This window comes from Neobacillus sp. 204, from assembly GCF_046562815.1.
In the GTDB taxonomy this organism is placed as follows: domain Bacteria; phylum Bacillota; class Bacilli; order Bacillales; family Cytobacillaceae; genus Neobacillus.
The window spans coordinates 638,938-652,107 of the sequence record NZ_JBJORY010000001.1 but is presented as its reverse complement, the minus strand read 5'-3'; the positions used below and the strand labels follow the sequence as shown (position 1 = coordinate 652,107).

6 protein-coding genes are annotated in these 13,170 nt (G+C 37.7%); all 6 read right to left on the bottom strand.

Features of this window, described 5'->3' with window-relative positions:
* Positions 1–194 precede the first annotated feature (194 nt).
* The 6 genes from ACJ004_RS03225 to ACJ004_RS03200 all read right to left on the bottom strand — a co-directional run bounded on the left by ACJ004_RS03225 (position 195) and on the right by ACJ004_RS03200 (position 13,113).
* Positions 195–3,050 (bottom strand): DUF4116 domain-containing protein, encoded by a 2,856-nt coding sequence (locus ACJ004_RS03225; RefSeq protein WP_410891079.1) that lies wholly within the window; start codon positions 3,048–3,050, stop codon positions 195–197.
* A 292-nt stretch (positions 3,051–3,342) separates the two neighbouring features.
* Entirely contained in the window at positions 3,343–4,173 is an 831-nt protein-coding gene (locus ACJ004_RS03220) for an excalibur calcium-binding domain-containing protein (RefSeq protein WP_410891078.1), read from the bottom strand.
* 105 nt (positions 4,174–4,278) lie between these two features.
* Positions 4,279–5,388, bottom strand: coding sequence for a DUF4236 domain-containing protein (locus tag ACJ004_RS03215; protein WP_410891077.1), 1,110 nt, complete (start codon positions 5,386–5,388; stop codon positions 4,279–4,281).
* 75 nt (positions 5,389–5,463) lie between these two features.
* The gene (locus tag ACJ004_RS03210; protein ID WP_410891076.1) at positions 5,464–5,880 is read right to left on the bottom strand and encodes a hypothetical protein; all 417 of its coding nucleotides are present in this window, start codon (positions 5,878–5,880) and stop codon (positions 5,464–5,466) included.
* 179 nt (positions 5,881–6,059) lie between these two features.
* Positions 6,060–6,683: a YHYH domain-containing protein gene (locus tag ACJ004_RS03205; protein WP_410891075.1), complete on the bottom strand. Its 624-nt coding sequence runs from the start codon at positions 6,681–6,683 to the stop codon at positions 6,060–6,062.
* A 664-nt stretch (positions 6,684–7,347) separates the two neighbouring features.
* Positions 7,348–13,113, bottom strand: a complete 5,766-nt coding sequence (locus ACJ004_RS03200; protein ID WP_410891074.1) for a DUF4011 domain-containing protein — start codon at positions 13,111–13,113, stop codon at positions 7,348–7,350.
* Positions 13,114–13,170: the final 57 nt, after the last annotated feature.

Here is a 13,170-nt window from a genome sequence, read left to right as displayed (position 1 = left end):
GCCATCCATATGATTTTAATACTCTTATAAAGCACGAATTTACCTATATATTGGATACTAAGCTATGGTTCCGGAATCTCTGTTGACACCAACGAAGCAGATAAACGACTATTTATACGCAACCGGAATTTCCTTAATCTATAAGATCATTAAACAACTTCATAATCACGAAGAAACGCCGCTGAAAAGCGGCGTTAATTGCTTCTGTTTCGTTTAACGGATAGCAACAAAGTGTCGTTATTATTATCAGACAAATTTTTTGCTTTATTTTTGCTTTGAAGTTGAAAATCGATAATACGATCGTTCCAAATCCTTATAACATTAACTTCTGTCAGGTACTGTAATGACTTCATTATTCTTGATGGTCTATACATATAAGTATCCGGAATAAATCTTGATATTTCAATGCTTCCTGCTTTTATTTCACCTTTCAACAGCTTGACGCCCTCGCTCTCTCCGTCTAAAAGTTTCATATAATTATCATATAAATCTTTTCTTTGATTTAACAAAAGCGCTTTGACATTTGGATAGATATTCTTATCAACAATCGACCAGGCAAAATATGGGGTTACGGTTCCGTCTACCGGATTCACATAAATGTGATTAAAGAAATCTATATCAACAATACATCCGTGGATTGTACCAATACCGCCAATTTTTTTAATACTATCAGATATGGATTTTAGTGCTTGATTGTAATCGCTAAATAACCCTCTGATTGCATCTGAATAATACGCCATTCTCTCAAAGTAATATTTGATGTCATTATGTTCTAAATTATTAATCATCCCACCATTTAACAGATATTTTTTCCCTGTGTTCTGGTTTTCAAGTATAAAACAATATACATTATTGTTTTTAAGCATATGTATAGTTCCTGCTCTATTAAAAGTTACTTTAATCTCAACGCCTTGGTTAAAGTCCAAATATTGTTCTCTCGAAATAGAATAAATTCCGTCAGGAAAATACTTAAAAATATCATAAACCCTTGATAATTTAAAATGCTTTACACCTATGCTTGTAGAATAATATCCAATTTGATTGTCAGAATAAAAAGTTTTTTTCTCGTCACAACAGTAATCATTACGATGAGTATGTCCATTCACATATATCCAGTTGCGGTTGTAATCTTCATTCGACCAGTTTTCTTTTGGCGTATGAGTTAAAATAATAACTTTATCGTTGCCTAAAACGCTTTTCACTTTATTGTAAATGAATTTAAATTGGTTTGTCTGTTTGATGTCCTCTTCTAAAGACATAATGGTTTGCCGATAAATTCCTTTCGTGGCGTTAAATTGTGAATTTAATCCGGAAAACCCTAATCCACCCAGTATCACAAAAGGACTTTTCAAGCAGATATGCTTCAACTCGTCCTGATCAATGGATTTCAATTGCTTTTCTGAAATAATCGTTCCGTTTGAAAGCAACAAATCATTTTGTAAAAAGCATATGCCTAGACTTGAAAACAAATCCCGGTATTGCTGAATAATTTCATCCAATGTAAGCAAATTAGAATGTGCAATCCCGCGTCGATTGAAATCCCATAATTCGTGATTCCCAAGCACTACTACTATTTGACGATGACTCCAAAACTTGACTATTTCTGTATAAAACAAAGTCGATATTTCAAAGTTAAAAGATATATCTCCCGCTATTAATAAGTAGTCGTCATAAGATTTATCTGTAGCAGTATCAATCATTTTTTTTACAAGCTGTCTGATATACATTTTAACTTCCAATTCAGTTGCATTCGTTGGGAATGCTTTTAAAAGCTTATGATTGAGGTGGATATCACTAATATAGTATATCTTGCAAGAAGTATCATTTAATGTGGCATCTGAAACCAAATCGATATCATGAAGAACAGAGATTGCCTCAACTACCTCATTTTCTGCAGAAATCATAAGCTCTGTGTTGGAATCATAATCTTTGACATTTTCAGCGTAAAAAGCATCGTCATATATGTGTTGTTCTACTAATACATCGCTGTTAATATAGGCACCTTCAATATTAAAATCGGCGAGACTGACCTCTTTAAAATCATAATCATGCAGATTGGCATTTTTCAAATCCGCATCTAAATGCTTATAAAAGTCAACAAATAAGTCGAATTCTTTTACTTCATCCTCTTCTCTATAACATATTTTTTCTATTGTAATAAATCTATGTGTTTCTTTATCAAAGTATTTTCCCTTAAATTCCCGTACCTGTAATTGTCTTTCCAATCTGATAATTTGAATATCGTGGTTTATATTATCTGGCAAGCGGTTTGTTATCTCTCTAACACAAGAGCGGTCACTATACGATATCTCAGAAAGATCGTCGCATTCCCTTAATATCCGTTCAAATATTTCAAGGCAATTATTTAAAGTATACATACTCTCAGGCACATAAAGAAAAGCTTTCCAACTTGAGTTTACCGCCGCATTGCACAACTCCGTCGTTTTATATCTGTTCGGTACATGCTCTAATGCCAATACATTATTATTAACAGCATCATTACATAATTCTTTGCTTCTGTTTTTACTTGGCACATATTCTAAGCCCAATCCGTTTTGCTCAACTGCTAACACGAATAATTCTTTTGACAGAATGTTCTTCGGAACAAATTCGAGCGCTAAACCATTTTGCATAATAGCTATTCTGCAAAAACTTTCCGACTTATACTTATCGGGAACATATTCAAGGGCTTTGCCATTTTGCTTTATTGCCTCAAGATAAAGCTTTTTTGTTCGGAACTCATCAGGAATATACGTGGAGTAGGCTATTATTGTTCCTTTATTTCTAACGGCTTCTATGCAAATATCATCCGTCATTATTTTTCTTGATACATATTTTATAGCTAAAGCATTTTGTTTAACAGCCTCAAGACACAAAGCTACAGAATGCAAATTTTTAGGAACCAATTTTAATGTAAGACCATTTTGCTTAACAGCTTCTAAGCATCTTTCAGTCGTTTTTTCTACCTTGTCAATGTACCAACCATTTTCTTGAATGGCTGACATTATATCTCGATCACTTATAGTAATAATCTCAGATGGCTTATCCATGCTATCCACCTCCACTAAAAACACAATTGCCTAAATACATAATACCATGTTTTCCCTTTTTGCTTAATTCATTTCACTGAACTTTCATACTCCCCCTTGTCCTCCCGTAATACGCCCAAGCCTCACTGCTGTTTATATTCGATTTCTAATCTTTATTAAACTAACCTGCTTACGTTAGTTGAAGAAGGTTTAGCTATTTGGCAATGATTCTTTTAAAATGGTTATTTCTGCAATTTTCACACCGACCACTTTTTCTCCAGTAAAAAAGAAGGCAGAATTGCGCCTTCTTTAGTTAGTTTTGCTCGCACGCATAATCGTCATGGTCACGGTCCATTTTTGTCTGGTACGCAGCGTGGGTGGACGGAACTCCTTTAGGATAGACTTTTCTTAGTTCCGTACAATTTGCAAATGAAGTTTCCGTTGTTTGAACAGGCTTTGCTGCAGCTTCTTCTGCCTCTGCTTTCTCCTTAGCCTCTTGCTTGGCTTTTAATTCAGCCTCTTCTTTTGCCTTTTGTTCTGCTTCCTGCCTGGCTTTTAATTCTGCTTCTTCTTTTGCCTTTTGTTCTGCCTCCTGCTTGGCTTTTAATTCAGCTTCCTCTTTTGCCTTTTGTTCTTCCTCTTGCTTGGCTTTTAATTCAGCTTCCTCTTTTGCCTTTTGTTCTGCCTCTTGCTTGGCTTTTAATTCAGCTTCTTCTTTTGCCTTTTGTTTAGCAATTGCCGCTGCTTTCAATTTTGCATTCTTTTCAGCTTGGTCAGCCACTTTTTTCTTTACGTCCGTTGCTTCTACTTTTGCTTCATTTTTGTCATTTGGAATCATAGCGGCACTTCCGATCCATACTACCATAGCTCCTACCATCATCATAAACTGCTTCTTTGCTTTTCCGTTTCTTCTAAACAATGAAATGATCGCCATGACCAGGAACACAAGAGACAGGATGAATCCTAAAGCAAATAAAATCATAGCAGCAGAATTTCCTGAAGCAAACAACCATATGATAATTCCGACTATCATCAAGAGGAAATTCATTTTCACTTTTGGATTTCCTTTTCTTATTCCATTAATCCCGGAGACAAGAAAAAATGCCGTAATGATAAATCCTACCCAGCTAAAATATGTTGCCAAATTAATACCCCCTATTTTCTATTTATATTTTGACAGTTTTCTATTATAAAGGAACATGAACAAAAAATTGGTTTTCCCCCCCAATCTACGTTATTTGAACATCTCCTATACTTGTATCCTATCAACCGGTGCGAATCCTTTTGTTTTTCGGAAATTCATTTTATGCTCGAAATTAACCATGGAATCTGAGCAATCAATCGTTTCAAAATTTAATCGATTCAGCGTTGTCCTATCAATTTTAACAGATAATACTACGATTTTTTCATGATGACCAGTAGACGTATTCAATTGAGAATCCAAAGCGTGAATAATTATTCTATCCAACGGCAAGAGAGCAAACATATCTCTTGCTATTCTAAGGGTACAGCTGCAGACGTAATCCTGTTGAATATCGTAATATTTGGAGATAGGCATATTTCTAACGGAAACTTTACCTGTACTGGTTAGGGTTTTCATTTCTGTCGGAACTACTTTCTTGGTTTGTACATCAAATTCAACTTCCATGGTATGTGGTTCTTCAAGAAAGAACTCAAATCCGCTTCCAAATTCACTTAAATCATCTAGAGGGGCAAACTCCTTTATGACTTCAAAATAAGTGTCTAAATCCCCATGCAATACCTTAGTTGCCGTCTCTGTTAGTGAACTCCATTCCTGAAATTCTTCCTCGTCTTTCTTTCGGGCTTCTAATACTTTTTTTCGGAGCTCCTCAACACGCTTTTCTTCTTGATTAAAGACTCTAGCCATTAAACCAGGTCTATAATTTTGCAGTTCCTGTAAAGCTTGCTGCTCTAGAGGTCCCGGGTTGCCTTTTAAGAATGGCGGTTCTGTATTTTTAATGTCCTGCCAATCAACAAAATCATCGCATTCTTTATGAATGGATTTAATCATTTCTAGTTTATTTTCAAATAAATCCACTTCCAAGCGATTTCGTTGCAACTCTTGTAACTTTTCTCTTTCCTTTTGTAATCGGTTCAATTCCAGTTGTCGCTGATATGAAGCGGTCCTATAGTTCCCTCGACTACGGCTGCTCCCACCAGAAGCGGAAGTGTATGAAAGACCAGTTCCAGGTAAAGAAACTGTAGTTCTGCTTTGACCTTTTGAGTTCACAGAGTACCTTAATCCTTTGACTCCTACACTTGCACCAACCCCTCGACTACTTACGTTTAAACGAACACCTGGAGCTATTTTAAAGCTTTTTCTAAACCCAAAACCCATATGGTTTCCTCCTAATTTCATTTCCCCTTAGGTAACTGAAGAGTTGACTTTTTGAACTAAATATAAAAGGATTTCTTATTTAGCATTCCGTTTTTTTCTAAATCCGTACCAAACTCCGCTTGCTAAAGCCAATCCTACTGCACCGACTCCGCCAGTCGTCATTAATTTATTTTGTTTGTTCTCGTACTCCTTGTACCCTAACTGATAGTGATGTTTAAATATCGGTTCCGCATTTTTATATTTGGACGGTATTTTTAAATCTTCTCCTTCCTTTCCTAATTCATAGGCTTCTTTTTTTATTTGATTGATTTCTTTATTAGATTCGAAACCAGCCTTATACCAATCTGTAAATTTCTCATTGTTTAATTTGGGAGCCTGATATTTTAACATAGTAAATGCAGCTTCATATCCTTGCTTAATGTAACTTTTCTTTGATTCACTTTGCCCCTTATCGTATCCCTCCTGGTAAGCCTTAACATACATTGCTTCCACATCTTTAGGAGGAGAATTAACATCTTTTTTTCCATCACTGTAACCTAGTTCTTTATATTCCTTTTTTTTAGCTTCTACTCTTTCTGCTACAGCTTTATTAAATCCAGCCTCAAAAGATTTTTTTAACCCAGAGTGGGATCTATAGACAGCTGGGATAACAATTTTATCTTGTTTTTTCCCTAAAGCATATCCCTTATCGGTTGCTTTGTTTTTGCTGATTCTATTTTTTTCTTACCAGCTTCATATCCTTTATTGTAACCAACAGCATAACCTACTTTATATGCCTGAGAGCCATTTGCCTTTGACATATTACTCGGTTTTTCTTTATACCCATCATTAAGACCAGCAGGATATCCAGCTTTTTCTCCTTTTGTATTATCTTTTTCTTCTTGGATTTGAGCTTTTTGCTGAGGGCTGTTATTAATCAAGGTCAAATCATAACCATCGGGAGCTTCGCAGGGAATCCCATCATCTACTTTGCCATTCCCCCAACCATCCAAGTTTTCTGGATCGTAAGTAGCTGAATAACCTTTAGTATTCCAATAGTCAATCATATCGTCATATGTTGCAAAATCTGTGCAATCCTTGTCATTTATATTTGTGCTCTTACTCGAAGAACTGCTACCGGATGTTGTACCAGCCCCGTTGTGATAATGGTACTCCCCAGTACTAAGTCCCCAGCTACCACAGTTTGTTCGGCAAGTATGTCCTCCACTTGAATCGGTTCTTCCTGGGTGTGCATACGCTATTGAACTATACAGAAACGTAAGTAAAAATCCTATTAAAGCTATTTTCTTGCCCATTTTTCTCCCCCTTATTTTCTATTATTCTTATAAAAAAACAGTAGAGTGCTATCCTACTGTAAAATAACAATGAGCTTATGTAGTTCAAAAGACGCAGTATATAACCAATATAATCTTTACATATCTTCCACTAAATAACAATTGTTTTTTTACTATTGATTTGGAAAATTCTAAAATAAGTTATGGGTTTCGCGCCATTGCGATGACGAACTCCCTGTAATAAAAGATTGGATTGCTTACCTGTAGTTGCTCTAAATTACTTTATATGGATTCTTTTGGTTTAATCATGTACCAATGAAGGACAATGAAACCAATTCAATTTTATTGTTAAATGCACCCTGTAATTCCTTTTTCTCAACAAAAGCACCATTCGTTTTATAGTTGAGTCGTTTCGACAAGAGTCAGCGTGCCAATTAACGGTATAAAGCCCTCATGGCCAATCCGATTTATATAGTAAATATAATCTTACCTATAAGGTAACTTCCTAATGGTATAAATCATTTGGTTACAACTTTCAATTTCAAGGCTTCCAGTCTTTGAAAAGGGATAATATTCCCGAGCAAAATAGGACTATCCATATTAGATAGTCCGCTCACTTAACAATAATCAATCCACTATTTCTTTTTTCCCCATGAGATGCCTGTTTTTTCAATCGCAAAGTGTTTTATCTATTTTCAAGACTACACAATAAATTCTTAAGTCGTGTTATTTCAAAATTACGTTTCTTGAACCACTCCTGCGACCAAATTCGGTGAATTTTCCAACCGAGATTTTCAAGGACCTGCTGACGTAAACGGTCTCGGTCGCGGGCTACTTTCGAGCTGTGATAAGTTTTGCCGTCACACTCAATCGCGCAAAGGTACGAATTCGGTTTACGAGGATCAACAACGGCCAAATCAATTTTGTAACCAGAAGCGCCTACTTGAGTGTGTACTTCATACCCCATATCGACAAGAACATCGTAAACATCTTCTTCAAAAGGGGAATCATAAATTTTTACGGTATTTGAAGGTGTATATACTGGCAAATGGCCATTCATTGCCATTTCCATATAATCTCGTAATCGGTGAACGCCAATGCTCTGAGTCCGCTCCAATGGAATGTCTTGCGGCAACAATGAGCTGATTAATTTAACATGGTATTTCGCCCGAGTAATGGCTACATTTAAGCGGCGCTCTCCCCCGTTTTTACTTAACGGCCCAAAGTTCATATGAAGGCTGCCATCAGGAGCTTTTCCATAACCGACACTGAAGAAGATGACGTCCCGTTCGTCCCCTTGAACATTCTCCAGACTCTTTACAAAGAATTCATCTTGTTTGCCTTCTTTAAAGAATCGCTCCATAGAATGATCATTCCGTCTCATGCGATCAATTTGGTCCCGGATCTCTGTTGCCTGAGCATCACTAAACGCTATTACTCCTAAAGAACGGTTTGGATGATGGTGGAAGTGTTCGAATACCAACTTAGCTGTAACCTCTGCTTCTCTTAGGTTGCTTCTTGTTCCACCGCGATCATATAAACCATCTGGAACATGAACAAATTTTACGCCCAGTTCGTCCCCGTGCTCAGAACTTGGGAACGTAATCAAACTGTTTGAATAAAAGGCAGTGTTTGAGAAAGAAATTAGCGATTCGTGTCTGCTACGATAATGCCAGCGTAACCGCATATTCTCAAGGACATACATACACTCATCCAGAATGCTCTCATAATCAACTTCTTTTTCATCCTCGAATTCTTCACCTACACCTCCGGCCTTAAAGAAATCAGTTGGTGGCAGCTGCTTATTATCCCCCACTATGATCACTTGGGATGCTCGAATAATGGAACCAATCGCATCTTCGGGAAAAATCTGCGATGCTTCGTCAAAAATAACAACATCGAAGGCAATATCGTTTGCATCTAAATATTGGCTGACCGATAAAGGACTCATTAAGAAGCATGGTTTCACTTCCAACGCAAGGGCGGATGTCTGGGATAACAGTTTCCGGATCGCTAGATGCCGCTTTTTTTTGCCGATTTCATGAAGCAAGACCCCTTGTTCTCGACGATAGGTAAGGCTATCGATGGCATGTTTGCGTTTTTGCTCCAATATTTCCTGCACTCGCATAGCATTCTGATCAAGACTCTTTAAATCACTTTCACGGAATTCGAGAATCGTTCCATTGGCCCTTTCCGCATCGAAGTCATAAAGGATTTCCTCATCTTGATAAATTTGGTCCAACCATTTCCGATAAAATCGTTTCTGAAACAGTTGTACGAATGTGCCGTTTGTAGGCTTTTCGTTTTCAAGATGTTCTAAGAAAGAAGATAGTTGAGAATCTCTTATTCTCTTTTCCAACCTTTGATAACGGATCCATTCCTCCAACTGCTCTATCGACTGAATACGTTCATTAATCCATGAATAATAACTGTTTAATGAACTTTTTTGTAACCCCACACCATCTACTACTAGGGATTCTTTTATAAAATAAGTTTCTAGATGACTGTATAGCTGCTCTTGCTGCTTCAAAAGCCCATTGCTTTTTTCGAAAAGGCGAAGTAATTCTTGCTTCTGTTCAGGGTTCGCCCCTTCTGCAATGTATGCTACCAATCGTTCAGGAACTTCACCATGGGCGAAATGCTTTATCCAATCTTCAATCCACGCTAAGGCATCAAAAATGACATCCCAATTAGTCGTATACCCTGAAAAGAAATGGCCGAAGGTATCCTTTAAGTAATCCAAATCAGCTTCAAGAGCAATCTTCTGCTCCTGAACGACGATCGCTTCTTGAAGATCTTCCTTTAACTCTGATGGTGCTAGATAATCCCGTTTGAAAAATCCGCTTATTACATCGTATTGTTCCATCCATTGTTGGAGACTCTGCTGAAACCATTTGAAACAATCTGCAATGCTTTCTATCTCCCACTGATTTGTCTCAGATCTCTTGAAATTCCTGAAAAGGGACGGGACTTTTTGAATTAATACAGGGATCGTTTGTTCCAATGTTTGTACTGCCCGTTCAAGTTCTGAATGGCGACCGTTATCCTTGAAAGAATCCTCGATTAAAAGTGTTTGAAACTTTTCGGGAATATAAGGAGTGAGGTTTCTTAGCGCTTCAATATCAGACAGCGCCTGCTCCACCTTTTCCCATGGCGTTTGTTCCATTTTATACCACGATCCCATGATCTCCTTTAACTGGGACTCATGTTCCATGATTTCATTTTTCAGCTGGATGACTGCTAATGATAAGCCTATGTCCTCTAACAGTTCTTTTAAGGAAAGGCGAGAAACCGTACCTGGTTTTCGAACATCCAAAAGTATTTGAGTATTCGTGTAAAAGCCTTGTAGTTTTAACTGTAGTTCCTTTATTTCAGAAACTGTTTCCGAGATCGGCCATTGCACTAATGGTTGAGCACTCCGATTCATGAGATTAGGAAAATCACCATGAAGCGTTTCCAATATCCCCTTAATCTCACCGGTAATCGATTCCAATCGTTCAAATTCTGAAGTCAATTGCTCCAAACGACCCGTGGATTGTATCAAAATTTCTTTTAAAGGTGCCGGGATTATAGAACCTGGGAACATTTGCTGAATTTCCTGAACAACAGAGAAAGAATCTTCAATTCGATTCCATTCCGTTTCAAGCCCTTTATAGTGCCTTCCAAAATAAGTCCGAAAATCCGATTGATGGTCTTCCATCCACTTTTTATACTCCAAAACCCGTTTGACCGAGCGAACTTGTTTACTCAATGACTCAAAGTCGTATTTATCCTTTTGCTTCAATTTGGACGTCAGCCATTTACAATCTCGGCGGAAACTTCCGTTAAAAATCCGTACAGGTGATTGATAAACGGTTTCAAACCGCTCTAACATTTGGAAGATACGGTCATCTAATATTTCTTCCTCGTAGATTTCCAATGTCGCCGACAATTCCTGGTGGTACTTCTTATGAATATTTTTGGACTCCTTAATGAAACTATAGATTTCATGTTGACGTTCCGATTGAAACCATGAAGCGGTTGGCCTCGGGTCTTTGGCAATCAACTCCAATATTGGTTTCAATCTTGTCACCGACTTTAGATTGGATAATTCCGTCTCAAGCGATTCAGATACAATTGGTTTGACTTGGTCGAATTGTTGGATCTGTACCAAAAACTTTGCAATACGCTCCTGGATTGATACCCGCTTATTAAAAAGCGCATCATCATTTGCATCCGACTGAACGTTTGAAGTGAACAATGGTAGAAGCTCATTTCCTTGTGTCTCTATTTTTTGCCGCAGAGCATACAAGTCGAGTTCAAGTATTGACGGGTCATATTTCGCGTTCAATATGTCCCGTTTTTGTCCCCAATCCGAAAACCTCTGCTTCGCCTCTTGGATAGATTTAGTTACTCCCTCTAAATCACCGAACCATTGCTGTGTTGGGCGGGGCTTTTTTAGGACAACTGACATAAGACCATTTAAAAGATGAATATCCTCAAATTTTTTTATAGGCGAAAGCCCAAATTCATCTGGAATCGACCCCAAATCGTGTAACGTTCGCAACGAAGCTCTTCCCTGTTCAATCGTGTCTCTAATTATGTCTCTTTCTTGTATGAGTACCTTTGGATCTTCTGAACCGAATGCTTTAAAAAAGTCCTCTGAAACCATAAACAACTGAACAAAAATATTGGTGATGTCCTTTTCTAATATCTCAGGGTGAAAGATGGTTGAAAGAAACGATCTCTCCTCTAAAAAAGAGGACATTTTCTCCTGATATTCCCGCGCCTTTTGGATTGTCAATTGAATAGATTCGTTGTCAAACCAATGTTTTGGAGGATTAGGTGAATATTTAGCCATTTCAATGATGCTATGGTTTTGCCGAACGACTTCAATCGAATCACTGGTTAAGCCCAAGGTTTGATGAATAGATTTCGACTGTTGAATAAGCGCATCTAAATTTTTCAGATACTCTCGAAGAAACGACTCTAATTTGGACGCCAATTCAAGACTATAAATCGGCCTCTTAAACCCCTTCCAAACCGGAGTCTGTTCCGTTAAAATCAATCGCCCGCGATAACGCTCTAAATTATTCAAGAGGGACAGAATATATTCAGAATTTATCGATTCGTCAATTTCAAAATCAAACAACATCTCCTGAATTTTATCGAGTTTCGCTATGGTTCCATGAATTTCATATGCGGATTTACCGAAAGGGTCGCGGATCTGGTGCAGTTTCTCCGAGTATGTATTGAGCTGGTTCCTTAAGTGATTGATGTTCGAATACAGTTCGTGTTGAATTTGTTTCTGCTTGGGATGATTATTGATCGCCTGTTGGAAAGCGTCCAATATTGACCGTTTATTTGCTTTATGACTGTGCAGCTCCAAACAGAATTCACCGAGCCCGACCTGTTCCAAACGGGATTTTACCACTTCTAGTGCTGCCATCTTTTCGGATACAAACAATACCTTTTTGTTGGCGGCCAAACATTCGGCAATGATGTTTGATATGGTCTGGCTTTTTCCGGTGCCAGGAGGCCCCTGTAAGACAAAACTCACACCATTCTTAGCAGCAATAATGGCTTGTTGCTGGCTTGAATCCGCATCTAATACTAGGTATGACTCTTGGGCCGGCACTTTACGATCAAGTTCATGTTCATCCGGCACTGATGACAAATCCATTAAATCTCCGTTTTCTTCTGCTTCCACTCCGGAAATTTTACCAATAAGAGGATGGGCTTCCAGCAAATCTATGAAATTTTCAAGATCTTTATACATCACGAGCTTACTGAAAGAAAACAACGATAGATAGATTTCTGGTGAAACAGACCACCCTTCTAAATGGTCAATTTGTTCACTGATCCCACTCCAGATTTTTTCAAGGTCCACATCTTCTTGGTCGCTTAATTCCGGGAATGCAATGCCTTTTTCCTCCCTTAATTTGTGAGCCATGAAAGGATTGAGTACAATTTCATCCTCAACCATTTTCATTCGGAAGGGTTGGTTGGCACTGGAACGGTTCAATTCAACAGGAATCAACAGCAACGGGGACATAAACTCTTTGTCATTCCCTTGTTCTTTCCACTTGAGCACCCCAAACACAAGATAAAGGGTTTGAATTCCTTGCTCATTTAAACGAGTACGAGCGTCTAACCGTAGTTTGCCGACCAATTTATTAAACCGCTCTTTCTCTTCTGCGATTTTCTTTCTTTTTTCCGGTTCTTCTTCTATTGAGTTCATCATTTTTTGAATCTGCTCAAAAATAGGATTCTTTAACTCTTCTACATTTAAATTTTTAGATTCTTTCACTAACTGGTCAAACAGCTCTTGCGGTTCTTCAAAAAACTGTAAAGTGTTGTTCTTTTTGGGCCGGAAATTTAAGAGGACATTACGATTCGTTAAATCAATTAAATCTCTCTTCCATTTTAATATCTTGGCTTGAAGTAAATCATTACCCGTGGAGACGTTCACTATAAATCCCACCCATGTCAAGAATTAATCCTTACGTTAGCAAGGTGTTCACTGAAA

Excerpts from the sequence above, each read along its gene's own strand:
- ACJ004_RS03225 (WP_410891079.1), bottom strand. The coding sequence starts at position 3,050 with ATGGATAAGCCATCTGAGATTATTACTATAAGTGATCGAGATATAATG.
- ACJ004_RS03215 (WP_410891077.1), bottom strand. The coding sequence starts at position 5,388 with ATGGGTTTTGGGTTTAGAAAAAGCTTTAAAATAGCTCCAGGTGTTCGT.
- ACJ004_RS03205 (WP_410891075.1), bottom strand. The coding sequence starts at position 6,683 with ATGGGCAAGAAAATAGCTTTAATAGGATTTTTACTTACGTTTCTGTAT.